At 54.7% G+C, this 21,937-nt stretch carries 24 protein-coding genes and 1 tRNA gene; 8 read left to right on the top strand and 17 right to left on the bottom strand.

What is annotated here, in order from left to right; translation table 11 throughout:
• Nucleotides 1-32: 32 nt before the first annotated feature.
• Genes rfbB through rfbD form a run of 4 tightly spaced genes read left to right on the top strand, consistent with a single transcriptional unit; the run spans nt 33 to nt 3,446 of the window.
• Nucleotides 33-1,097: a dTDP-glucose 4,6-dehydratase gene (rfbB, locus tag D0C27_RS05865; protein ID WP_115634468.1), complete on the top strand. Its 1,065-nt coding sequence runs from the start codon at nt 33-35 to the stop codon at nt 1,095-1,097.
• Nucleotides 1,094-1,975: a glucose-1-phosphate thymidylyltransferase RfbA gene (gene rfbA, locus D0C27_RS05860; RefSeq protein WP_115634469.1), complete on the top strand. Its 882-nt coding sequence runs from the start codon at nt 1,094-1,096 to the stop codon at nt 1,973-1,975. The genes rfbB and rfbA overlap by 4 nt, the downstream gene beginning before the upstream one ends.
• The gene (rfbC, locus tag D0C27_RS05855; RefSeq protein ID WP_115634470.1) at nt 1,962-2,510 is read left to right on the top strand and encodes a dTDP-4-dehydrorhamnose 3,5-epimerase; all 549 of its coding nucleotides are present in this window, start codon (nt 1,962-1,964) and stop codon (nt 2,508-2,510) included. Before rfbA ends, rfbC begins: the two co-directional genes overlap by 14 nt.
• Nucleotides 2,511-2,516: 6 nt before the next feature.
• The gene (gene rfbD, locus D0C27_RS05850; protein ID WP_137430610.1) at nt 2,517-3,446 is read left to right on the top strand and encodes a dTDP-4-dehydrorhamnose reductase; all 930 of its coding nucleotides are present in this window, start codon (nt 2,517-2,519) and stop codon (nt 3,444-3,446) included.
• Between the two features lie 81 nt (nt 3,447-3,527).
• On the opposite strand, the gene D0C27_RS05845 is transcribed toward rfbD, so the two are convergent.
• From D0C27_RS05845 to D0C27_RS05800, 10 genes are all read right to left on the bottom strand, one after another.
• Complete coding sequence (locus D0C27_RS05845) at nt 3,528-3,950, bottom strand: F0F1 ATP synthase subunit epsilon (protein ID WP_009464130.1); 423 nt, start codon at nt 3,948-3,950, stop codon at nt 3,528-3,530.
• 12 nt (nt 3,951-3,962) lie between these two features.
• Nucleotides 3,963-5,384, bottom strand: a complete 1,422-nt coding sequence (gene atpD, locus D0C27_RS05840; protein ID WP_035270229.1) for a F0F1 ATP synthase subunit beta — start codon at nt 5,382-5,384, stop codon at nt 3,963-3,965.
• A 44-nt stretch (nt 5,385-5,428) separates the two neighbouring features.
• Nucleotides 5,429-6,337: a F0F1 ATP synthase subunit gamma gene (gene atpG, locus D0C27_RS05835; RefSeq protein ID WP_035270228.1), complete on the bottom strand. Its 909-nt coding sequence runs from the start codon at nt 6,335-6,337 to the stop codon at nt 5,429-5,431.
• A gap of 94 nt (nt 6,338-6,431) precedes the next feature.
• On the bottom strand, nt 6,432-7,973 hold the full coding sequence (gene atpA, locus D0C27_RS05830; RefSeq protein ID WP_003805007.1) for a F0F1 ATP synthase subunit alpha: 1,542 nt from the start codon (nt 7,971-7,973) through the stop codon (nt 6,432-6,434).
• A gap of 35 nt (nt 7,974-8,008) precedes the next feature.
• A complete protein-coding gene (locus tag D0C27_RS05825) occupies nt 8,009-8,548 on the bottom strand; it encodes a F0F1 ATP synthase subunit delta (RefSeq protein ID WP_003805005.1) in 540 nt (179 codons plus the stop codon).
• A 14-nt stretch (nt 8,549-8,562) separates the two neighbouring features.
• Nucleotides 8,563-9,033, bottom strand: coding sequence for a F0F1 ATP synthase subunit B (locus tag D0C27_RS05820; protein WP_009464119.1), 471 nt, complete (start codon nt 9,031-9,033; stop codon nt 8,563-8,565).
• A 154-nt stretch (nt 9,034-9,187) separates the two neighbouring features.
• On the bottom strand, nt 9,188-9,430 hold the full coding sequence (gene atpE / locus D0C27_RS05815) for a F0F1 ATP synthase subunit C (RefSeq protein ID WP_009464117.1): 243 nt from the start codon (nt 9,428-9,430) through the stop codon (nt 9,188-9,190).
• A gap of 104 nt (nt 9,431-9,534) precedes the next feature.
• Nucleotides 9,535-10,416 (bottom strand): F0F1 ATP synthase subunit A, encoded by an 882-nt coding sequence (gene atpB, locus D0C27_RS05810; protein ID WP_009464115.1) that lies wholly within the window; start codon nt 10,414-10,416, stop codon nt 9,535-9,537.
• A 56-nt stretch (nt 10,417-10,472) separates the two neighbouring features.
• Nucleotides 10,473-10,958 (bottom strand): ATP synthase subunit I, encoded by a 486-nt coding sequence (locus tag D0C27_RS05805; RefSeq protein WP_226349147.1) that lies wholly within the window; start codon nt 10,956-10,958, stop codon nt 10,473-10,475.
• A 282-nt stretch (nt 10,959-11,240) separates the two neighbouring features.
• On the bottom strand, nt 11,241-12,017 hold the full coding sequence (locus tag D0C27_RS05800; protein ID WP_060185379.1) for an enoyl-CoA hydratase: 777 nt from the start codon (nt 12,015-12,017) through the stop codon (nt 11,241-11,243).
• Nucleotides 12,018-12,051: 34 nt separating this feature from the next.
• Between D0C27_RS05800 and D0C27_RS05795 the strand changes: the two genes are divergently transcribed.
• The 3 genes from D0C27_RS05795 to ttcA are packed head-to-tail and all read left to right on the top strand — an operon-like array spanning nt 12,052 to nt 15,351.
• Nucleotides 12,052-13,827 carry a M61 family metallopeptidase gene (locus D0C27_RS05795; RefSeq protein WP_137430609.1) on the top strand — a complete coding sequence of 592 codons (1,776 nt, stop codon included), beginning with the start codon at nt 12,052-12,054 and terminating at the stop codon, nt 13,825-13,827.
• A gap of 51 nt (nt 13,828-13,878) precedes the next feature.
• Complete coding sequence (gene folB, locus D0C27_RS05790; RefSeq protein WP_137430608.1) at nt 13,879-14,238, top strand: dihydroneopterin aldolase; 360 nt, start codon at nt 13,879-13,881, stop codon at nt 14,236-14,238.
• A gap of 57 nt (nt 14,239-14,295) precedes the next feature.
• The gene (gene ttcA / locus D0C27_RS05785; RefSeq protein WP_060185382.1) at nt 14,296-15,351 is read left to right on the top strand and encodes a tRNA 2-thiocytidine(32) synthetase TtcA; all 1,056 of its coding nucleotides are present in this window, start codon (nt 14,296-14,298) and stop codon (nt 15,349-15,351) included.
• Nucleotides 15,352-15,510: 159 nt separating this feature from the next.
• Here the strand turns inward: ttcA and D0C27_RS05780 are convergent, their stop codons facing one another.
• The 5 genes from D0C27_RS05780 to hemA form a co-directional block, all read right to left on the bottom strand.
• Complete coding sequence (locus D0C27_RS05780; protein WP_080748002.1) at nt 15,511-16,092, bottom strand: UbiX family flavin prenyltransferase; 582 nt, start codon at nt 16,090-16,092, stop codon at nt 15,511-15,513.
• The gene (grxD, locus tag D0C27_RS05775; protein ID WP_003804985.1) at nt 16,089-16,415 is read right to left on the bottom strand and encodes a Grx4 family monothiol glutaredoxin; all 327 of its coding nucleotides are present in this window, start codon (nt 16,413-16,415) and stop codon (nt 16,089-16,091) included. Before grxD ends, D0C27_RS05780 begins: the two co-directional genes overlap by 4 nt.
• Nucleotides 16,416-16,436: 21 nt before the next feature.
• Nucleotides 16,437-17,303 (bottom strand): peptide chain release factor N(5)-glutamine methyltransferase, encoded by an 867-nt coding sequence (prmC, locus tag D0C27_RS05770; RefSeq protein WP_083054779.1) that lies wholly within the window; start codon nt 17,301-17,303, stop codon nt 16,437-16,439.
• 2 nt (nt 17,304-17,305) lie between these two features.
• On the bottom strand, nt 17,306-18,385 hold the full coding sequence (gene prfA / locus D0C27_RS05765) for a peptide chain release factor 1 (protein ID WP_009464100.1): 1,080 nt from the start codon (nt 18,383-18,385) through the stop codon (nt 17,306-17,308).
• Nucleotides 18,386-18,483: 98 nt separating this feature from the next.
• Complete coding sequence (gene hemA / locus D0C27_RS05760) at nt 18,484-19,758, bottom strand: glutamyl-tRNA reductase (protein ID WP_021447198.1); 1,275 nt, start codon at nt 19,756-19,758, stop codon at nt 18,484-18,486.
• Between the two features lie 295 nt (nt 19,759-20,053).
• Between hemA and D0C27_RS05755 the strand changes: the two genes are divergently transcribed.
• Nucleotides 20,054-20,129, top strand: a tRNA-Phe gene (locus D0C27_RS05755).
• 171 nt (nt 20,130-20,300) lie between these two features.
• Here D0C27_RS05755 and D0C27_RS05750 read toward each other — a convergent pair.
• Nucleotides 20,301-21,650, bottom strand: a complete 1,350-nt coding sequence (locus D0C27_RS05750) for a type II toxin-antitoxin system HipA family toxin (protein WP_115634582.1) — start codon at nt 21,648-21,650, stop codon at nt 20,301-20,303.
• Nucleotides 21,651-21,652: 2 nt separating this feature from the next.
• The gene (locus tag D0C27_RS05745; RefSeq protein WP_137430607.1) at nt 21,653-21,895 is read right to left on the bottom strand and encodes a helix-turn-helix domain-containing protein; all 243 of its coding nucleotides are present in this window, start codon (nt 21,893-21,895) and stop codon (nt 21,653-21,655) included.
• Nucleotides 21,896-21,937: the final 42 nt, after the last annotated feature.

Below are 21,937 nucleotides of genomic sequence, written 5' to 3'. Positions count from 1 at the left end.
CTTTTGTCCAACTGCACTAACGAGATCACTTCATGCGCATTCTAGTCACCGGCGGAGCGGGCTTCATCGGCTCGGCAGTTATCCGTCACTTGATCCTGGATACGAATCACAGCGTCCTTAATGTTGACAAACTGACTTACGCGGGGAATCTGGAGTCTGTTGCTCCGGTAGCTAACAATCCCCGATATCAGTTTGCTCATGCCGATATATGCGATGCCTCCCAGATGAGCCATTTGCTCACGCAGTTTTGCCCTGACGTGATCATGCACCTGGCCGCGGAATCCCATGTTGATCGCTCCATCGACGGACCCGCCGCATTTATTCATACCAATATCATGGGCACCTACACCCTGCTGGAAGCAGCACGGCAGTACTGGTCAGCCTTGCAGCCTGAAGATCAAGCCAGATTCCGCTTCCATCATATTTCTACAGACGAGGTTTATGGCGATCTGGATGGAACAGATCAATTATTTGTGGAAACAACGCCATATGCGCCCAGTTCGCCCTATTCTGCGAGTAAAGCCAGCTCCGATCATCTGGTCCGTGCCTGGCACCGTACCTATGGGCTACCGGTACTGATTACCAACTGCTCCAACAACTATGGGCCTTATCACTTCCCCGAAAAGCTCATTCCCCACGTTATCCTGAATGCCCTGAATGGGAAGCCTTTGCCGATTTATGGCAAAGGCGATCAGATTCGAGATTGGCTATATGTCGAAGACCATGCTCGTGCGCTGGTGCTGGTAGCTACAACTGGCAAGGCAGGTGAAACCTACAATATTGGCGGCCACAACGAAAAGCAGAACCTGGAAGTCGTACATAGTATCTGTACTATTCTGGAAAAATTGGCTCCCACCAAACCCGAAGGGGTCAAACAATACGCCGATCTGATCACTTTTGTCACAGACCGCCCAGGTCACGACAAACGCTACGCAATCGATGCCAGCAAAATTGCTAATGAGTTAGGCTGGCAACCCAAAGAAACATTTGAAACAGGACTGCGCAAGACCGTGGCCTGGTATCTGGAAAACACGGGCTGGTGGGAACGAGTACTTAGCGGCGACTACCGTCTGGATCGTATAGGAAACAAGGCATGAAAGGCATTATTCTGGCAGGCGGGTCAGGGACTCGCCTTCACCCCATTACCATGGGCGTATCCAAACAGCTGCTGCCCATCTACGATAAACCGATGATTTTCTATCCTTTGTCGGTTTTGATGTTGGCCGGCATCAGGGAGATCTTGATTATCTCCACCCCTGAAGACCTTCCTAATTTTCGCAAGCTACTTGGAGATGGTTCTCGCTACGGCTTGTCTCTGTCTTACGCTGAACAACCCTCACCCGATGGATTGGCCCAAGCCTTTATTATCGGAGCCGACTTCATCGGCCAGGACAATGTCAGTCTGATTCTCGGAGATAATATTTTCTACGGATACGGCTTTAGCCAGATGTTGCGCGAAGCTGCAGAACGAAAAACAGGCGCAACTGTCTTTGGTTATCAAGTCAGTGACCCGGAACGCTTTGGTGTTGTCGAGTTCGACGCACAAGGTAAAGCGATTTCGATTGAGGAAAAACCCTCCAAACCCAAATCAAACTTTGCTGTCACTGGCCTGTACTTTTACGATAACCGGGTGGTCGACATCGCCCGTCAAGTTAAACCTTCTGCCCGCGGCGAACTGGAAATCACAGACGTCAACAATGCTTACCTAGAATCCGGCCAATTACACGTCAGCCTTTTGGGCAGGGGCTTTGCTTGGCTGGATACAGGCACTCACGAAAGCCTGCAAGAAGCTGGCAGCTTCGTGCGCACGATTGAACATCGCCAAGGCCTGAAAGTCGCCTGTCTGGAAGAGATTGCTTTCAATCAAGGTTGGCTCAGTCGTGAGCAGCTACACGAGCAAGCCCAGGCACTGGCTAAAACGGGCTATGGCCAATACCTGCTGAAACTGGCTGGAGCAAAGCATGAAGGTGATTGAAACTGCACTGAACGGCGTCATGATCATCGAGCCACGTGTCTTCGGTGACGAACGAGGATTCTTTAAAGAGACATTCAGTGTCGAACGGTATCGTGACCAAGCCGGCATTACATTGCCATTCGTTCAAGATAACCACTCCCGCTCTCAGCAAGGTGTTCTGCGTGGGATGCATTTTCAGCGCACCCGGCCACAAGGTAAATTAGTCAGCGTGACACGGGGTGCAGTTTACGATGTCGCGGTCGATATCAACCCCGCCTCCCCCACGTTTGGTACCTATGTGGGTGTAGAGCTTAGCGACAGCAACCACCGCCAACTCTGGATTCCCCCAGGCTATGCACACGGATTTTGCGTTCTGTCCGAAATTGCCGACTTCACCTATAAATGCACCGACTACTACTTCCCCCAGGACGAGGGCGGACTTGCATGGGACTGCCCTGAAGTGGCAATAGCGTGGCCAATCCAGAACCCAAGGCTATCTGATAAAGATACACAGTACCCAGGCCTCCAAGAGCTGGCGACGCAACAGAAAACCTGAGCACCCATGTCACGCACTCTTATTCTTGTTACAGGCGCTCAAGGCCAGCTTGGACAATCCCTGCAATGGATACACAAGCTCGCTCCTCAGGACAGCGATCTGGTTCTGCTTGGTCGAGATGAGCTTGATATCACCCAAACAGACTCAATCTCACACGCATTAGACAAGTACAAACCAGCAGTCCTCATCAATGCAGCGGCCTACACAGCGGTGGATAAAGCCGAATCTGAACCTGACCTTGCACATCTGATCAACGGTGTAGCTCCTGGTCTACTAGCCATAGCTTGCGCACAACGCGCCATCAAGATGGTGCATGTCTCCACTGACTACGTGTTTGACGGCCTGGCAAGCCAGCCTTACCCCGAAGAGGCCCCTACAGCCCCTGTCAGTGTCTATGGACAAAGCAAGCTGAAAGGTGAGCAGTCTGTCTTGAACGCACTGCCTTCAGCCATTGTTTTGAGGACCAGCTGGGTCTTTAGCCAATTTGGAAACAACTTTCTGAAAACCATGTTGCGTCTCGGGCGCGAGCGAGCTGAGCTCAGTATTGTGGCCGATCAGATCGGAGGCCCAAGTTACGCGCCCCATATTGGCCAAGTATTATTAAGCTTGGCTGCACAACAGATCCAGCCAACTCATGGACAGAGCCCGCATTCCGCTCCATCTGGTATTTACCATTTCGCAGGACAACCTTATACAAGCTGGTACGACTTTGCGCACGAGATTTTCAAGCAAGCCTCCACGCTAGGGCTACTGGCTCAGTCTCCTGCTTTACATCCTATCCCCAGCAGCCAATACCCAACACCAGCCACGCGACCTGCCCAATCAAGCTTGGAACAAGGCAAGCTGAATGCCCTGCTAGGGGATAAAAACATAGAGCGGGACTGGAGCAAGGGAATTGAACAAAGCTTGTTGTTCCTGCAAAAACAAGCTGAATAACACTTTGCCAAATTGGCTATATCACAACGCAAAAAAGCCACCCCTAAGGGTGGCTTTTTCACGGATGCTACCGACTTGAGCTTAGTGCTTGCGCGCGTTGCTCAAGCGACGTGCTGCGGCAGCTTGAGCGGCCAGCATGGCCAGCTCGGCTTCCACAACAGCGATGTCGGCCTTGTCCTTGGTGTTGCGCAGGGCCTCTTCCGCATGCTTGCGGGCTTCCAGAGCCTTTGCTTCATCCAGGTCTTGTGCGCGAATCGCGGTATCCGACAATACAGTGACTTTCCCAGGCTGAACCTCGAGTATGCCGCCAGCGACAAAGATATGCTCTTCGCTGCCATCGTCCATAACGATCTTCAGCGTGCCGGGACGAATCCGCGAGATCAGTGGAGTGTGACCGGGCAAAATACCCAGCTCCCCAGCCTCGCCGGGCAGTGCCACGAACTTTGCTTCACCAGCAAAGATCGATTCTTCAGCACTAACCACGTCAACATGAAGCTTAGCCATGAGTAATCCTTATTACTGAATAGTCTTGGCTTTTTCGAAAGCCTCGTCGATCGAACCGACCATGTAGAACGCCTGTTCTGGCAGTGCATCACACTCGCCGTCGACGATCATCTTGAAGCCGCGCAGGGTTTCAGCCAGTGGAACGTACTTACCAGGCGAGCCGGTAAACACTTCTGCCACGTGGAAAGGCTGAGACAGGAAGCGCTGGATCTTACGGGCGCGGGCAACAGCCTGCTTGTCTTCTGGAGACAGCTCGTCCATACCCAGAATCGCGATAATGTCACGCAATTCCTTGTAGCGCTGCAGCGTTTGCTGAACACCGCGAGCCACTGCGTAGTGCTCTTCGCCCACAATTTGTGGATCCAGCTGACGGCTGGTGGAGTCCAGAGGGTCCACAGCGGGGTAAATACCCAGAGCAGCAATGTCACGCGACAACACAACAGTGGAGTCCAAGTGCAGGAAGGTCGTAGCAGGCGATGGGTCAGTCAAGTCATCGGCTGGAACGTAAACGGCCTGGATGGACGTAATCGAACCGGTCTTGGTGGAGGTAATGCGCTCTTGCAGCTTACCCATTTCCTCGGCCAGCGTAGGCTGGTAACCCACTGCGGAAGGCATACGACCCAGCAAAGCGGACACTTCGGTACCGGCCAGCGTGTAGCGGTAGATGTTGTCCACAAAGAACAGGATGTCACGGCCTTCGTCACGGAACTTCTCGGCCATGGTCAGGCCGGACAGTGCCACACGCAGACGGTTGCCTGGAGGTTCGTTCATCTGACCGAACACCATGGCCACTTTGGACTCGCTCAGGTTGTCCATCTGGATAACGCCAGCATCGGCCATTTCGTGGTAGAAGTCGTTACCTTCACGGGTACGCTCACCCACACCGGCAAACACGGACAGACCGCTGTGTGCCTTGGCGATGTTGTTGATCAGCTCCAGCATGTTCACGGTCTTGCCCACACCGGCACCACCGAACAGACCAACCTTACCACCCTTGGCGAACGGGCAAACCAGGTCAATCACTTTAATACCGGTTTCCAGCAGCTCTACGGAAGGCGACAGTTCGTCGAAAGTAGGAGCGGCTTGGTGAATGGCGCGACGCTCGTCGGACTGGATAGGACCGACTTCGTCGATCGGGCGACCCAGAACGTCCATAATGCGGCCCAGAGTACCAACACCGACTGGCACGGAGATAGGAGCGCCCGAACCGGCCACTTCCATACCGCGGCGCAGGCCGTCGCTGGAACCCATGGCGATGGTGCGAACTACACCGTCACCCAATTGTTGCTGTACTTCAAAAGTCAGGCCTTTTTCTGCGAAAGCCGAACTTTCGTCAACGAGCGTCAATGCTTCGTAGACTTTAGGGATGCTGTCGCGGGGGAACTGAATATCCACCACGGCGCCGATGCACTGAACGATGGTACCGTTGCTCATGTTGAGTCCTTGCAATATAACTTTGATGGTGTGCCTTGCCGTGATTACACAGCAGCGGCACCCCCCACGATTTCAGAGATTTCTTTCGTAATCGCTGCCTGGCGGGTCTTGTTATAGACCAGCTGAAGATCACCGATAACGGTCTTGGCGTTGTCCGAAGCGGCTTTCATGGCCACCATACGGGCAGACTGCTCAGAGGCCATGTTCTCGGCAACGGCCTGATACACCAGACCCTCTACGTAACGCAGCAGCAAGTCGTCAATAACCGACTTGGCATCGGGTTCGTAGATGTAATCCCAACCGTATTCGGAAGAGTTAGCGCTTTCTTGAGCGACTACCTGATCACCAGCCTGGAAAGGATCTTTCAGACCGGAAGGCAGAGGCAGCAAGCGAATAAATGTTGGGTCCTGCTTCATCGTATTGACAAAGCGGCTGGTCGCCAGATAAACAGCATCAATGCGGCCTTCCACGAAGTCGTCGATCTGCACCTTGATAGCGCCAATCAGACGTTCCAGGTTAGGCGCGTCGCCCAAGCCCACTTCCTGAGAAACCAGATTGGCACCAACACGCGCCAATGTTCCAGCAGCTTTACCACCCAGAGCCGTTGTCTGAACCTTAATACCCTTGTCTTCAAACTCGCGAACACGCGCAAGTACCAGACGCAGAATATTGGTGTTCAGGCCGCCACACAGACCTTTGTCCGTGCTGACAACCACGATACCTACCGATTTGACTTCGGCAGGCTCAACCATGTAGGGGTGAGTGTAGTCGGGGTGCGCCTGCATCAGATGCGAAGCAATCTCGCGCACCTTGTCTGCATAGGGACGACCAGCACGCATCCGCTCTTGCGCCTTGCGCATCTTGGATGCCGCCACCATCTCCATGGCTTTGGTGATCTTGGACGTGTTTTGCACGCTCTTGATCTTAGTACGAATTTCCTTGATTCCGGCCATCACACTTTCCTGTAAGGGCATTATCGGGAGCCAGACTAGGCTGTCGACTCCCGCTAATCATGACGCCGGGGTTTCCGGCGCCTGCCAACAATGATTAGAAAGCGCCGTGCTTTTTGAAGTCCTGGATGGCTGTAACCAACTCAGCCTCGTCTTCTTTAACCAGTTCCTTCTTGCTTTCGATACGCTCAACCAGGGCAGCGAACTTGCTGCGCAGGTGATCTTTCAGGCCTTTCTCGAAAGGCAGAACCTGAGCGACTTCCAGATCGTCGAAGTAACCGTTGTTCACAGCGTACAGGCTCACGGCCAGTTCCCACACAGCCAGAGGCTGGTACTGGGGCTGCTTGAGCAGTTCGACCACGCGCTTACCACGTTCCAGCTGGCGACGGGTTGCGTCATCCAGGTCGGAAGCGAACTGAGCAAACGCAGCCAATTCACGGTACTGAGCCAAGTCGGTACGAATACCGCCGGACAGTTTCTTGATGACCTTGGTTTGAGCAGCGCCACCCACGCGGGACACCGAAATACCGGCGTTAATAGCGGGACGAACACCAGCGTTGAACAGGTCGGACTCCAGGAAGATCTGACCGTCAGTAATCGAAATCACGTTGGTTGGAACGAAAGCGGAAACGTCACCGGCTTGCGTTTCAATGATAGGCAGTGCGGTCAACGAACCGGTCTTGCCTTTCACTTCACCGTTAGTGAATTTTTCTACGTACTCGGCGTTCACACGAGCAGCGCGCTCGAGCAGACGGGAGTGCAGGTAGAACACGTCACCGGGGTAGGCTTCACGGCCTGGTGGGCGACGCAGCAACAGGGATACTTGACGGTAGGCCCAAGCTTGCTTGGTCAAGTCGTCATAAATGATCAGGGCGTCTTCGCCACGATCACGGAAGTATTCACCCATGGTGCAACCGGAGTAAGGAGCCAGGTATTGCATGGCAGCGGACTCGGAAGCCGAGGCGGCCACAACAATTGTGTACTCCAAAGCACCGTGCTCTTCGAGCTTGCGCACCACGTTGTTGATCGTGGAGGCTTTTTGGCCCACGGCAACGTAGATACATTTAACGCCATTGCCCTTTTGAGCAATGATGGTGTCCACAGCCACGGCAGTCTTGCCGGTCTGACGGTCACCAATGATCAGTTCGCGCTGACCACGGCCGATTGGCACCATGGAGTCCACGGCTTTCGTGCCGGTCTGCATGGGCTGGGAAACGGACTCACGGGCGATAACGCCAGGAGCCACTTTCTCGATGACGTCAGTCATCTTGGCGTTGATCGGGCCCTTGCCGTCGATAGGCATACCCAGAGTATCAACCACACGACCCAGCAGTTCGGGGCCAACGGGTACTTCCAGAATGCGGCCAGTTGTTTTAACTGCGTCGCCTTCGGAAACACCGGTGTATTCACCCAGAATCACGGCGCCGACAGAGTCGCGCTCGAGGTTAAGGGCCAGACCGAACGTGTTGTTCGGAAATTCGAGCATTTCGCCCTGCATCACATCGGACAAACCGTGGATGCGCGTAATACCGTCGGTCACGGATACGACCGTGCCTTGTGTACGAACGTCAGTCGACGCACCCAGGCCTTCGATGCGGCTCTTGAGCAGTTCGCTGATCTCGGACGGATTAAGTTGCATGTTCAGACTCCTGAAATCCTGTTTACTGACTCGCGCTATGCGGTCAGCGTATCGCGCATGCTGGCCAGCCGGGCCTGCACGGAAGTGTCGAGCACCTGGTCACCAACAATCACCCGAATACCGCCGATAAGGTCAGCGTCGACGGTCACAGTCGGTTTTAGCTTCAGGCCAAACTTTTTCTCCAGCCCAGCGGTCAGCTCAGCAACCTGAGCCTCAGCCATCGGGAAAGCACTGATAATCTGTGCCTGCGCCGTGCCTTCGAGTTGGTGTTTCAATAGATCAAACTGTTCTGCAATTTGTGGCAACAGCAAGATGCGCTGGTTATCCACCAACAATTGAAGAAAGTTGCGAGCCTTTTCGGTGACCTGTGACTTAACCAGGCCCGTAAAGAGTTCGAGTCGCTGCCCGTTATTCAGGCGCGGATCGTTCAGTGCCTCGCGCACATCGTGGAGACCGGCCACCTGAGCCATTTCGGACAACAGGGCCGACCACGATTCGAGACCCTGGCTGTCGTCGCGCACGGCGGCGAACAGGGCTTCGGCGTAAGGTCTGGCAATAGTCGATAGTTCAGCCATGGCCTGCCTTGATGTTAAAGTTCTGCCTTGAGCTGCTCGAGCAGCTGGGCGTGCGCATTAGCGTCAACTTCGCGTCGCAAGATTTGCTCGGCACCCTTGACGGCCAAGGCAGCCACTTCGCTACGCAGACCTTCACGTACACGTTGCACTTCCTGGTTAGCGTCTTGCTGGGCCTGCGCAATAATGCGGGCTTTTTCGGCTTCGGCTTCACGACGAGCTTGCTCCAAAAGAGCAGTCGCTTGTTTTTCAGCGTCGACAATGCGTTGATGGTTTTCGGACTTGGCCGAAGCATCCATCAGGCTGATACGCGCTTGGGCCTGTGCCAGATCGGCCTTGCCTTTATCGGCAGCAGCCAAACCATCAGCGATTTTCTGACGACGATCATCGATTGCTTTCGTCAGTGGCGGCCATACGAATTTCATCGTAAACCAGGCCAAAACGAAAAACACGATCATCTGAAAAAAGAGAGTCGCGTTTAAATTCACGGTCGTATCCCTTCAATACCACGTGTGTAGGAAGCGGTATGCGTCCTGACACATGTATGTTCAAGTCGACAAGCGGTGCATGATCAAACCGAGCAACACACCGCTAACGACGACTGCCTGCCCGTCTGCCAAAAGCGGCAACGGACTCGCCTTATTACCCAACGAATGGGTTGGCGAATGCAAACAACATGGCGATACCGACACCGATCAGGAAAGCAGCATCGATCAGACCGGCCAACAGGAACATCTTGGTTTGCAGAGCGTTCATCAGTTCAGGCTGACGAGCCGATGCTTCCAGATATTTACCACCCATCAGGGCGATACCAATGCAAGCGCCAAAAGCGCCCAGACCGATGATGATACCGCAAGCAAGAGCAACGAGAGCTACGTTGGTCATGACAACTCCTTGGTTAAAAATCAGGTGTAATTCAAAAAAATCAAAGCGTTAGCAGGCCAGGCCTGCTCCCCCCAACCAGACACCATTGTCCAGTCGGAATCGGATTAATGGCCTTCGTGTGCTTGTCCAATATAGACAAGGGTGAGCATCATGAAGATGAACGCCTGGAGCAACACAATCAGAATGTGGAAGATTGCCCACACAGAACCGGCCAGAATGTGACCGATACCCAGTCCCAGGCTGGCGCCATTAAACCCTGTCCATGCGCCACCCAGCAGAGCGATCAACATGAAAACCAGTTCACCGGCAAACATATTGCCGAACAACCGCATGCCCAAGGACACGGACTTGGCCGCGTATTCGATGCAGTTCAGCAAGAAGTTGAAAGGTGCCAGCACAACAGCCATCAGGCCTGTGGCAGTGAACGGTGCAGTAAACAGCTCTTTGACGAAGCCGCCGGGGTGCTTGATCTTGATGCCGTAGTAGAACATCAGCAGCAGCACGCCCATGGACATGCCCATAGGCACGTTCAAGTCAGCGGTTGGCAAAATACGGTGGTAGTAAAGAGGGTCGCCATGTTCAGCGGCCAGACCGGTCTGGATGAAGATCCAGCCCAGACCATCAACGGGCAGCAAGTCCAGCACGTTCATCATGACGATCCACAGGAACACGGTCAGCGCCAGGGGCGAGACAAATTTCCGGGACTCAGCGTTAGGAACAATGGATTTGGCCTGGTCTTCAACCCAATCGACCAGCATTTCTACAAAAGACTGCAAGCGGCCTGGTACGCCGGCTGTTGCGGCCGAAGCGGCGCGCCACAGAAAGAAAACCACAACCAGACCCATCAGCAGGGACCAGAACATGGAGTCGTAGTTAATGACACCGAAGTTGGCCAGAACATCCTGTTTTTCACCCAAGTTGTTCAAGTGAACCAAGTGATGCTGGATGTACCCTGACTGAGGCGAAATATCACTAGCAGCAGCCATCTGTATTTACCCTGTGATGTATACGTTATGGGACGAGCCCGTGAAACAAAAATTCGTTATGGCAGCTTGCGGAAAAACAGCAGCAGCACATATCCCTTCAAGACACACAGCAGGCCAAAGAGCAAGGCAGGCCAAACTAACCAGCCCGTGTTTGCCATGGCAGCCGTTGCCAGTGTCAATACCGCAAAACCGAGTTTGAATGCCTCCCCCCAGAAGAAGGAAAGCGCTCCGGCGTTGCCGCCGCCCATCAAACCCAGCAAAAGACGCAATGCGAACAATGCGTTAGGCACAAAATAAGCAGCCGCACCAATCAGTGCTGAGGCTGCTGCATATGCGCCGGAAATCCATGCCGACAGGCCAATTGCCACCAGACCCATAAAAGCTTGGGCAACAAGTGTGCGCACAATTCCTTGCCCTGCCCGGCGAGCCATGCGGCTACGTTGCTCGGGTGTAAGTACTACGGGTTCCGGAAATGGTGGCTTGTCCCCTGCTGCCTGCACCGTGGCTGTGGTGCCTGTCTGCTGATAAATCGGCTGATTCATAGTAGGAAACAATCAGATAACGTTGTGTGGGTGGATGTACTGCAAAGGCCTTGGCCAATCCATCCGCGCAATATTATCGGCCCCTTTCAAAAGCCGGTGTCGTCAAACCCATAAAGTATAGCGTCTTTTTTTTGTTGTAAGCAAATTCAGCCTTGCTTGTTTGATACTTAATGCAAGGCTGATTTACGCAATCTCAATGGCATCAAGGGGTAAGCTTATTTTGTAACATTGCAGTGCAGCAATTTTACAACACACCCCTTGTTTTATCAGCGATTGAGAAACTTAGCGGTGCTTGAACTCGGGCTTGCGCTTCTCGACAAAAGCACGCATGCCTTCCTTCTGATCGTCAGTGGCAAACAAGCCATGGAAGTTACGACGCTCGAACAGTAACCCTTCTTCCAGTGACGATTCAAAAGCACGGTTCACACACTCTTTGGCCATCAGGACCGACGGCAAGGACATGCTGGAAATAACCGTTGCGGCTTCCAGCGCCTCTTCAATCAGCTTGTCGGCAGGCACCACGCGCGACACCAGACCGGAGCGCTCGGCCTCTTCGGCATTCATCATGCGCGAAGTCAGAATCAGATCCATGGCCTTGGCCTTGCCCACGGCACGGGGCAGACGCTGCGTACCACCAAAACCGGGAATCACGCCCAGCTTGATTTCTGGCTGACCAAAACGAGCGGAGTCAGCGGCAATGATGAAGTCACACAACATGGCCAGTTCGCAGCCACCGCCCAAGGCATAGCCAGCGACGGCGGCAATGATGGGCTTGCGGAAACGGCGCAGTTCTTCCCACTGGCCACCCAGATAGTCCTGGGAGCTGACATCGTGGTAATTCCAGTCTTTCATGGCGCCGATATCGGCACCGGCGGCAAAGGCTTTTTCGTTACCGGTCAGCACGATACAACCGATTTCGTTGTCGGCATCGTATTTCTTTAACAGGGCATACAACTCGGCGATCAGCTCGTTATTGAGCGCATTCAAAGCCTTGGGCCGATTTAATGTCAATAAAGCAACACGACCATGCACCTCTGCTTTGACTAAGGGTTCGTTCATGCTGACTCCCAGAAAAATTAAATAGAATAGGGGAATGGAACCTACACCCGTACTTTACCGTGCCGAGCCGACAGATCTCGCCGGCCACCGCCTGACTGTCCAGATACAGATCACTTCCCCCCAAACAGATGGCCAGATCTTGAGCCTTCCGGCCTGGATCCCTGGCAGCTACCTGATCCGCGACTTCTCGCGTCAGATCGAAAGCATAGCCGCCTTCTTCGGCGAAAAGCCGGTTTCCATCCGCAAGCTGGACAACCATCGCTGGCAGTGCGAACCCTGCGAGGGCCCCTTGAGCATTCAGTACCAGGTCTATGCCTGGGACCTGTCCGTACGAGGCGCGCATATTGATCAGACCCATGCTTTCTTTAATGGCACCAGCGCCCTGCTGGCCGTTGAGGGCCAGACTGAACAGCCGTGCCTGCTGGAACTGATGTCCAACGAGGACATGGAAGACTGGCAGGTTTACACCAGCCTGCCCGAGGCCACCGGCATGCCAGGCGCGGCAGAGCGCTATGGTTTTGGCCTGTACCGCGCCAGCAATTACGATGAGTTGATCGACCACCCCATTGAGATGGGTACCCCCCAGGTCATCAGCTTCTTTGCACACGGCGCTGAACACGAACTGGTCTTTACTGGCGTCATCCCGAACCTGGACCTGCCCCGCATTGCCCGTGACGTAGAGAAAATCTGTGCCGAGCAAATCGCATTTTTCGAACCTGAAACCCGTCGCGCGCCCTTCCTGGATTGCAGCTCGCGCTACGTGTTCATGACCATGGTGACTGATGACGGTTACGGCGGGCTGGAGCATCGCGCCTCGACCGCCCTGATGGCTTCGCGTCGAGACCTGCCTACCCAGAGCCAGGACAAATCGGTGAAAAGCGCGGGCTACCAGACCTTTTTGGGCCTGATCAGCCATGAGTACTTCCATACATGGAACGTCAAACGCATCAAGCCCGCCGTCTTCGCACCCTATGACCTGAGCCGTGAAAACCACACCCGCTTGCTATGGGTGTTTGAAGGCTTCACCTCGTACTACGACGATTTGATGCTGCTGCGCTCGGGCGTGCTGAGCGAAGCCGACTACCTGAAGCTGCTGGCCAAGAACATCAATGCCGTTGAGCGTGGCCCCGGGCGCTTCAAGCAGTCCGCCGCACAAAGCTCTTTTGACGCCTGGACGCGCTATTACAAGCAGGACGAGAACTCCCCCAACGCACTGGTCAGCTATTACAGCAAGGGCGCACTGATCGCCCTGGGCCTGGACCTGTGCATTCGCAGCCATACCCAGCAAGCCAAGAGTCTGGACGATGTGATGCTGCTGATGTGGGAGCGCTATGGTCGTGACTTCTATCAAGGCAAGCCAGAAGGCATTCCTGAAGATGCCATGCCTGCCCTGATCCTGGAAGCCACCGGCTACGACGCCACGGATTTCATTGCTCGCTACGTTGAAGGCTGCGAGGACCTGCCCTTGAAACCCTGGCTGGCCGAACAAGGCTTGAAGCTGGAATGGCAAGCCTCCTCCAAGCTGCCCAGCCTGAACGCTCGCTTGCGCCAAAGCGCAGGCCAATGCCAGCTGGCTACCGTCTTCACTGATGGTGCAGCGCATCAAGCAGGCCTGTCTGCGGGTGACGCCCTGGTCGCGATTGACGGCTTGCGTGTCAGCGACACGGCGAGCCTGGAGCGTCTGCTGGCCGCTTACGAGCCGGGTCAAACCGTTCAGGTCCACGCCTTCCGCCGCGATGAACTACACTGCTTCACGCTGCAACTGGCGCGTCCTGCCTTGGACGAATGCGTCCTGAGCCGCCAGTCCTGATTGACTTCACAGGCCCGCCATACCCGGCGGGCCTGATACTTTGTTTTTGCCATGACGACACGCCGTATATTTATCAACAATCTGGTGGTGCAAGCCTCTATCGGCATGCTGGACCACGAGCTGGTTCACCGCCAGCCCCTGCATATTGATGCCGAATTCGACACCACCATTACACAAGACGTAGAAGACAGTGATATTGGTACCGTGCTGGACTACCGTCAGCTGCGCGAGGCACTGATCGACGTCAGCACCACGGAACACACGAATCTGCTGGAAACACTGGTAGAGCGCCTGGCTGATCGCATCCAGAATGATTTCCCGACCGTGGAACGCGTTAAAATCCGCGCCAGCAAACCCGAGGCCTTTGCCGACTGTGATGCCGTCGGCATCGAGATTGAACGCAGCCGCTAAAGCCCCCTGCCCCGCCTCTGGCCGGAGCTACGACGACACTTCTTTCCGCTTTTCCTTATGTCCCAAGACACCAGCACCCTCCCTCCTTCCGAAACCGAGACTCCCGTGTTTGCCAGCAAGGCTGAACGCAAGCAGCGCGTCAATGACAACAAGCTGAGCAAACGCATCATGCGTGAGGTGGGCCGCGCCATCGGTGACTTCAACATGATCGAGGAAGGCGACAAGATCATGGTCTGCCTGTCTGGCGGCAAGGATTCCTACGGCTTGCTGGACGTGCTGATGACTTTGCAAAAGCGCGCTCCGATCAAGTTCGACATCGTGGCCGTGAACCTGGACCAGAAACAGCCCGGTTTCCCTGACCACATCCTGCCCGAGTATCTGGAAAAGCTGGGCGTGCCCTATCACATCGAAACTCAGGACACGTACTCGGTGGTGACGCGCGTGATTGCCGAAGGCAAGACCATGTGCTCGCTGTGCTCGCGTTTGCGTCGCGGCATCTTGTACCGTGTCGCCAAGGAGCTGGGTGCTACCAAAATCGCCCTGGGCCATCATCGTGATGACATTCTGGCCACCTTCTTCCTGAACCTGTTTTACGGTGGCCGTATGAAGGGCATGCCGCCCAAGCTGATGTCGGACAATGGCGAGCACATCGTGATCCGTCCTCTAGCCTATGTGCCCGAGAAGGACCTGATCGCCTACGCCAAGCTCAAAGAATTCCCCATCATCCCCTGTAATCTGTGCGGCTCACAGGAAAACCTGAAGCGCCAGGAAATCAACCGCATGATTGCGGACTGGGACAAGAAATTCCCGCACCGTTCCTGGAACGTGTTTGGTGCCCTGACTCGCGTGGTGCCTTCGCACCTGATGGACCCCAAGCTGCATAACTTTGCAGACCTGAAGGTCACAGGCCAGGCCGATCCGGAAGGCGATAAAGGCTTTGATCAGGATTATTTTGACGATCACCTGCCCGAGAGTTTGCTGGCCGCAGGCTTTGAGGAAGATAACGACGAAGCTACTCCGGGCGTGCGTCAGGATGCCTTCACACCCGCTCAACCTGCCGCTTCTGGTGAACAGCAGATTGTGTTCATGAGCAAGCGTCGTTCCGGCCAATAAACATGACACGCGGCTTAGCGTAGCGCTTGCCGCCTGCCAATACACAAGCGACAGACAATAAAAAGCCCCGATATAAACCGCTAGCGTCTGGAATGACATCCAGATTGTGGAGGTTTATATCGGGGCTTTTTTTTGCGCCCGCTGAAAGATTATCAGGCCTTAGCTCGGTTTTTGCGAACCATCCCAGCGTTCACCGGGCACCTGAATATCGAACAATTCCAACACCCGCATCACCGTGTGATCGACAATATCGTCGATGCTTTTGGGTCGCAGGTAAAAAGCGGGCATAGGCGGGAAGATGATCCCGCCCATTTCCGTTACGGCCGTCATATTACGCAAATGCGCCAGATTGAATGGCGTTTCGCGCACCATCATCACCAAACGACGACGCTCTTTCAAGGTAACGTCGGCAGCCCGGGTAATCAGGTTGTCAGACAAACCATGCGCCACGGCGGCCAGCGTACGCATCGAGCACGGCACAATCACCATGCCCGCCGTAGGAAAACTGCCACTGGCCAAGGTTGCACCCACATCGCGGAAGCTGTGCACCTGATCGGCCAGAGCCTGAATCTCGTGCCTGCCGATATCCAGCTCATATTTGATGTTCAGCACCCCGGAGGGCGAGATCACCAAATGGGTTTCCACATCCGGACAGGACTGCAGCACTTGCAGCAGGCGCACGGTATAGACCGCCCCGGTAGCCCCGGTCATACCTATGACCAGGCGTCGCTTGGTGCTCACTCCAGAGCCCCAGCCTCGCGCAGCATGGTTTCCAGTTCGCCGTTTTCGTACATTTCAGACACGATGTCCGAACCGCCGACGAATTCGCCCTTGATGTACAGCTGGGGGATGGTGGGCCAGTTGGAGAAGTCCTTGATGCCCTGACGCACTTCGGCGTCGTCCAGCACGTTGACCACAACCACCTGGCTCAGGCCAACAGCGCGCAGAATCTGCACGGTGCGTGCGGAGAAACCACACTGAGGAGCTTGAGCTGTGCCCTTCATAAACAGCACAACGGGGTTTTCCGTTACGGTTTCGCGGATGAAATCTTGAACTTCACTCATGATGTTCTCTTAAGAAAAGAATTAACACTGTCCACCTGTGACCCGCCGGATTCCTGCCAGATCTTCATAACTGATGACCTGTTTGAACCCTGCCTGCCGCAGCATATTTTGCACATGGTCGGCCTGATCCCAGCCGTGCTCCATGAGAAGACTAGCACCAGGACGCAGATACGGCCCGGCTCCCTGAACTATTGTACGCAAATCCGTCAAGCCGTCAGAGCCATCTGTCAGTGCCTGACGCGGCTCGAACCGCACATCGCCCTGCGCCAGATGTTCATCATCCACTGCAATGTATGGAGGGTTGGACACGATCAGGTCAAAAGGTTCCTGGCCTGCCACGGCATCGTACCAACTCCCCAGGCAAAACTCGACTTTCCCACACAAACGCTGAGCATTTAAGCCCGCCTGCGCCAATACCAGTGTGCTGATGTCACTGGCGACCACATGGGCATCGGGACGGGCCAGCGCCAGAGAAACCGCAATGGCACCGCTGCCACAGCCCATATCCAGAATGCGGGGAGATTGGATATGCTGCACGCGCTCCAAGGCACGCTCGACCAGGGTTTCGGTATCCGGGCGAGGAATCAGCACCGAGGGCGACACCAGAAACTCGTGACCCATGAATTCACGCACACCGACGATATACGCCATGGGCTCGCCCGCCACACGGCGGGCTTCCAGTGCTTGATAGGCTTGGATCTTGTCCAGCGGCAACTCGTCCGTATCGTGCGCAATCAACCAGGAACGACCGACGCCCAGCACCTGCATCCACAGCATGTCGCGCTCCAGGCGCGGCAAGGGACTTAGCGGCTGCAAGGCTCGCAAGGTACGTGGAGAATCGGCAGGCGTGGCCATTGAGGACACGGCCTGCTCACCGGATAGGTTCATGCTCACGCCTGCGCCAGATCAGCCAGCAAACCGGCCTGATGCTCGGACAGCAAGGCCTTGATCAGCTCGTCCAGATCGCCGTCCATGATGTAGCCCAGCTTGTACAAGGTCAGATTAATACGGTGATCCGTCATGCGGCCTTGCGGGAAGTTGTAGGTGCGGATGCGCTCGGAGCGGTCACCCGTACCGACCAGGCTTTTACGCTCGGCGGCTTCTTTGTCAGATTGCTCACGCTGCTGCTTGTCTTTCAGACGCGCGGCCAGCACCTGCAAGGCCTTTTCGCGGTTACGGTGCTGGGAACGGTCGTCCTGACACTCCACCACCAAACCTGTAGGCAAATGAGTCAAACGGACAGCTGAGTCCGTCTTGTTCACGTGCTGACCACCAGCACCACTGGCGCGGAAGGTGTCCACACGCAAGTCAGCGGGGTTAATGGTGATTTCAGCCAGGCCTTCGGCTTCGGGCAACACGGCCACGGTACACGTAGAGGTATGGATGCGGCCCTGAGCTTCAGTCTCAGGCACACGCTGCACACGGTGCGCACCGGACTCGAACTTCAGACGCCCGTACACATCCTGGCCTTCAATTCGGACGATCACTTCCTTGTAACCACCCACTTCCGAATCGCTGGCAGACATGATCTCCGTACGCCAGCCGCAGTTTTCGGCATAGCGCATGTACATGCGCAGCAAATCCCCGGCAAACAAAGCGCTTTCATCCCCACCGGCACCGGCGCGGATTTCAATGAACACGTTACGGGTGTCGTCCGGGTCGCGCGGCAGGAGCAGGATTTGCAATTCATCTTCCAGTTGAGCGATACGTTCCTTGCCCAACTTGTATTCTTCCTCGCCCATTTCCTTCAATTCAGGGTCGGACATCATGTCCTGGGCCGCTTGCAGATCGCCTTCGGCAGCCTCATAGCTTTTGAATGCTGCTACAACAGGGTCCAGCTCGGAACGTTCGCGCGACAGTTTGCGAAACTCGTCCATATTGCTGGCAATTTCAGGCTCGGCAAGCATGGCATCAACTTCATGCAGACGGCGAGCCAATTGCTCAAGCCGACTGCGCATAGAGTCTTTCATAGGGAACAGCCTAAAGGGAAAATCAGAGGGTCTGGGCGCAGTTCAAAGCTATCGGGCTGCACCGCAGGAAAGTCGGTGAACAGACAACAGCCCAAACGCTAACGTCGACGGGTGGTCGAGGGCAACAGGCGAGGCAGCAGATTCAACAATTGCTCGCGCTCGGAACCTTCACTGCGCGTCAATTCAGCCATCGGGCCGTGCATGTACTTTTGAGTCAGGCCATGCGCCAGCATTTCAATGACTTCTGCTGGATCATCACCACGGGCCAACATGCGGCGCGCGCGCTCCAGCTCGTGTTGACGTACTTTTTCGACCGACTGCTGCACATCCAGAATGGCCGGCACAATCGCACGGGTACTCAGCCAGTGCATGTAATGCTGCACCTGGGTGTCAATAATGGCTTCAGCCTGCACCACAGCGGCCTGACGGGCATCGGCACCCCGTTGCACAAAGCGGCCCAGATCATCGACGGTATACAGGTACACGTCGTCCAGGCGACCTACTTCGGTTTCAATATCGCGTGGCACGGCCAGATCAACCATGACCACAGGGCGGTGACGACGCGAACGCACGGCTCGTTCCACCATACCCAAACCCAGAATGGGCAAGGTACTGGCCGTACAGGACACCACCACGTCAAAATCTGCCAGACGATCAGGCACATCAGCCAGCTTCATGGTGCTGGCCATGAAGCGCGAGGCCAGGCTTTCAGCCCGTTCCTGAGTACGGTTGGCGACCACGATGCTACAGGGATTCACTGCTGCAAAGTGCGTGGCACACAGCTCGATCATTTCCCCAGCACCAATAAACAGCACTTTGGCCTGGCTCAGATCACCAAACACACGCTCGGCCAAACGAACAGCCGCGGCAGCCATGGACACCGAATGGGCACCAATAGCCGTTTGCGTACGGACTTCCTTGGCCACCGAGAAGGTGCGCTGGAACAATTGATGCAGCAAGGTGCCCAGCGAGCCGGCTTCATTGGCGGCACGCACGGCATCTTTCATCTGACCCAGAATCTGGGGCTCGCCCAAGACCATGGAGTCCAGACCGCTGGCAACACGGAACGCATGGCGCACGGCCTCGTTCTGGTTGTAGCGGTACAGATGGGGGGTCAGCTCGGCAGAGCGCAGACTGTTGAAGTCTGCCATCCACTCGGGCAGACGTTCTGCCACATGGGGCTCGGCCGCACAGTAGATCTCGGTGCGATTACAGGTAGACAGGATAGCTGCTTCACGGACACCGGTGCCAAACGTGGCACGCAAGGTATCAAGCGCAGGCTTTAACACATCGATCGGAAACGCAACGCGCTCGCGCACGGCAACGGGCGCGGACACATGATTCAGACCGAAGGTTAGAACATCTACAGACATGAGCAGTACAGGCTATAGCCCTGAAAAGACCAAGACTGGCAATTTTGCAAAGGCAAAACGCATGAAATTTAAGTGATTTTACGCCGCAAGCCGCAATTTTGCCAAAAATGTTACTTGAATTGCCCTTTTGTGATTACAATTGCACTCCTTTATGCAGCCCTCTTTTCGCTGAAAAGGGCCTCCCCCTAGGGGTACGGCAAATTTGAAGTCGAAAAGATGCATAAATTTTTTGTTGTACTATGCGCACAAATTAAAAAACGTGGTATAGTTCTATTTTTACCGAGCAGTACACGTTGGCCTGGTAGCTCAGTCGGTAGAGCAGAGGATTGAAAATCCTTGTGTCGGTGGTTCGATTCCGCCCCAGGCCACCAAGAATTCAAGCAAAAAGCCCAGTCAAACGACTGGGCTTTTTGTTTTTCTACTTGCCAGATGCGCAGACTCTAGCCCATACACACGACGTGAAGCATTTTCATTTCAGTATGGAAATCTGCCCTACCTGCCTCGGACACCTCGTCTATCGATCATCAGACAGCATGCTTTGCCTACAGCAGTGTCGCTGGCATCGCCTCCAAGCGCTTGGCGGACTCACGCATTCCCAGTTCAATTGCCTCAAACACTTCCATAGGAAACTCAGCAGGCAGCTGCTGGGCGACCACCTCCAACACGTGCGGGACTCGTCCTAAGCAATCCTTGATCAGGCCCTCCATGTTCTCTCCCCACCCGCACAGTCGGGCCATGTGGTTGAAATGCCGGCGCTGAATATCACGCAATCGGTAGTGGGTATTTTTCCCGCGAACGGCCATGGCCAGCTTGAGACGATTCACATCCAACTTGTTCGGTCCAGTACCCGTGACTGGCCAAGCCGACAAAACATCGTACAGAGGCGTCAAGCGGTAACGGCCACCAGGCAATAGAAAAATCGAAAAATTCTTCGCATGCCCATCAGTCGCTGCCAACATCCAAAACACTAATTGTGCTGTCAGCAAAGTACGCAAGTCCTGCTCCCTCGCTTCAGACAGCTGCAAAATACGCGCGATATCAACAACGCCCGGCCCGCCATCGGCCTCGTATTTAGCATCAGGAGACTTGCCTGTTGCCTGACAAAAGTCCTCCTGTGGCAGCCTCAGCCAATAAGACTGTACAGCCAACTTCCGGTCAAAACGCTCAACGATCAATACCTTTTGCTCTTCAAAACTGGCCATCTCGCAGTTAGCGACAGGTAAATCAAAGGCGCGCAAAATCTGTGCACACAGCCATTCATTTTCTACAGAACTGCGCATATCCGCTTGGCGGCCCCCCACCAAGCCCAATGGTAGTTTGAAGATATGCGTTGTCGGAGTAGATCCAACAGGTCGACACCATTGTCCGTGATGCCATAAAAAGGCTGTTTTTTCCTGGGCTCCTGCCAAGGATATTCTGAAGTCTTCATCAGACGCTTGCTGTTGCCCCAAGACCAACGGTGCAGCAGTAGCCGCCCTCAAAGCGTTAGCGATTTCAGCCTCGTTTAAAGGACAAGCCTGAATATCAAAGACATCATCGGGCTCCTCACCTTCGGGAAGCAGCTGAATAGCTCCAACACAATCACGCCCGATAGCCGTTAGCAAATCAAAAGCATCTGTGCTGGATGTTCTGAATCGTGTCTGCAGGCGACGGCGGATTACATCACTGTCTGGTAGCAGGTTGTCAAAATAATTTCGTACTTGAGGACCACGCAAAGGCGCGTTATCAATAGTGAACGGCAAAGAAAGCGATAAGGGACGCCCTTGTGATGATACGAGCCAAACAGGGTCGTAAGTCAGTCTATCCTCGCCATTGGCGGCTACTTGCCAAGTCCCTACCCGAAGGCCATTCGCCCATAAACCCAATAGGCGTTGCTGTGAACGGTGCGCCATGGCTACCATTCACTTGTACTTAAAGGGGCTTGAGAGCGCTGTTGTATGGCTAGCTCCAGCCCCAAAATACCAGTCAAGGCTAACAATCGCTCAACGGTTAACTGGCTCGGCTGACTTTCCAGTTCGGACAAACGATTTTGGCTGATCCCCAAACGAGATGCGACTTCCTGCTGCGTCAGACCTAAAGCCTTGCGTCGAGCAACAAGCTGATAACCAAGCTGATCACTAGTAGAAAGTATGTACATATCTATTTATCGCTAATGTCGATAATTTGAGTATATCGATTA

The organism is Alcaligenes faecalis (assembly GCF_005311025.1).
Lineage (GTDB): Bacteria > Pseudomonadota > Gammaproteobacteria > Burkholderiales > Burkholderiaceae_B > Alcaligenes > Alcaligenes phenolicus.
The sequence above is the reverse complement of the archived record's forward strand: the minus strand, read 5'-3'. Positions and strand labels throughout refer to the sequence as shown.

Excerpts from the sequence above, each read along its gene's own strand:
- atpD (WP_035270229.1), bottom strand. The coding sequence starts at position 5,384 with ATGAGCAACGGTACCATCGTTCAGTGCATCGGCGCCGTGGTGGATATT.
- rfbC (WP_115634470.1), top strand. The coding sequence starts at position 1,962 with ATGAAGGTGATTGAAACTGCACTGAACGGCGTCATGATCATCGAGCCA.
- rfbD (WP_137430610.1), top strand. The coding sequence starts at position 2,517 with ATGTCACGCACTCTTATTCTTGTTACAGGCGCTCAAGGCCAGCTTGGA.
- D0C27_RS05750 (WP_115634582.1), bottom strand. The coding sequence starts at position 21,650 with ATGGCGCACCGTTCACAGCAACGCCTATTGGGTTTATGGGCGAATGGC.
- D0C27_RS05845 (WP_009464130.1), bottom strand. The coding sequence starts at position 3,950 with ATGGCTAAGCTTCATGTTGACGTGGTTAGTGCTGAAGAATCGATCTTT.
- folB (WP_137430608.1), top strand. The coding sequence starts at position 13,879 with ATGACGACACGCCGTATATTTATCAACAATCTGGTGGTGCAAGCCTCT.
- grxD (WP_003804985.1), bottom strand. The coding sequence starts at position 16,415 with ATGAGTGAAGTTCAAGATTTCATCCGCGAAACCGTAACGGAAAACCCC.
- prfA (WP_009464100.1), bottom strand. The coding sequence starts at position 18,385 with ATGAAAGACTCTATGCGCAGTCGGCTTGAGCAATTGGCTCGCCGTCTG.
- rfbA (WP_115634469.1), top strand. The coding sequence starts at position 1,094 with ATGAAAGGCATTATTCTGGCAGGCGGGTCAGGGACTCGCCTTCACCCC.
- D0C27_RS05800 (WP_060185379.1), bottom strand. The coding sequence starts at position 12,017 with ATGAACGAACCCTTAGTCAAAGCAGAGGTGCATGGTCGTGTTGCTTTA.
- atpG (WP_035270228.1), bottom strand. The coding sequence starts at position 6,337 with ATGGCCGGAATCAAGGAAATTCGTACTAAGATCAAGAGCGTGCAAAAC.
- atpA (WP_003805007.1), bottom strand. The coding sequence starts at position 7,973 with ATGCAACTTAATCCGTCCGAGATCAGCGAACTGCTCAAGAGCCGCATC.
- D0C27_RS05745 (WP_137430607.1), bottom strand. The coding sequence starts at position 21,895 with ATGTACATACTTTCTACTAGTGATCAGCTTGGTTATCAGCTTGTTGCT.
- D0C27_RS05795 (WP_137430609.1), top strand. The coding sequence starts at position 12,052 with ATGGAACCTACACCCGTACTTTACCGTGCCGAGCCGACAGATCTCGCC.
- prmC (WP_083054779.1), bottom strand. The coding sequence starts at position 17,303 with ATGAACCTATCCGGTGAGCAGGCCGTGTCCTCAATGGCCACGCCTGCC.
- D0C27_RS05805 (WP_226349147.1), bottom strand. The coding sequence starts at position 10,958 with ATGAATCAGCCGATTTATCAGCAGACAGGCACCACAGCCACGGTGCAG.
- atpE (WP_009464117.1), bottom strand. The coding sequence starts at position 9,430 with ATGACCAACGTAGCTCTCGTTGCTCTTGCTTGCGGTATCATCATCGGT.
- atpB (WP_009464115.1), bottom strand. The coding sequence starts at position 10,416 with ATGGCTGCTGCTAGTGATATTTCGCCTCAGTCAGGGTACATCCAGCAT.
- D0C27_RS05825 (WP_003805005.1), bottom strand. The coding sequence starts at position 8,548 with ATGGCTGAACTATCGACTATTGCCAGACCTTACGCCGAAGCCCTGTTC.
- rfbB (WP_115634468.1), top strand. The coding sequence starts at position 33 with ATGCGCATTCTAGTCACCGGCGGAGCGGGCTTCATCGGCTCGGCAGTT.
- ttcA (WP_060185382.1), top strand. The coding sequence starts at position 14,296 with ATGTCCCAAGACACCAGCACCCTCCCTCCTTCCGAAACCGAGACTCCC.
- hemA (WP_021447198.1), bottom strand. The coding sequence starts at position 19,758 with ATGTCTGTAGATGTTCTAACCTTCGGTCTGAATCATGTGTCCGCGCCC.